Origin of the sequence: Oceanobacter antarcticus, from assembly GCF_044962685.1 — a bacterium.
In the GTDB taxonomy this organism is placed as follows: Bacteria; Pseudomonadota; Gammaproteobacteria; order Pseudomonadales; family Oceanobacteraceae; genus Oceanobacter; species Oceanobacter antarcticus.
The window spans coordinates 1-221 of the sequence record NZ_JBBKTX010000148.1; the positions used below are offsets into that span (position 1 = coordinate 1).

General features: G+C 50.2%; 1 protein-coding gene. It reads left to right on the forward strand.

Annotation, left to right across the window (positions count from 1 at the left end; translation table 11 throughout):
• A partial coding sequence (locus tag WG929_RS21285; protein WP_416207660.1) for an IS66 family transposase occupies positions 1-221 on the forward strand: 221 nt, incomplete at both ends.

Genomic DNA, 221 nt, shown 5'->3' on the forward strand with positions numbered 1-221 from the left:
TTCTGTTTAAGCAGCGCCAGTTTGGTAAAAGCAGCGAAAAAAGTGATCAACAAGTCGAACTGTTCGATGAGGTTGAATGCGAGGCCGATGCCTCTGCAGTGGATACGGCCGAGTCGATAGACGCCGAATCCTTACACTCGGAATTGCCCCTGGCTGAAACACCAAAGCCCGTTAAAAAAACATCCGGCCGTAAGCCTTTACCGGCTGAATTACCCCGTGTA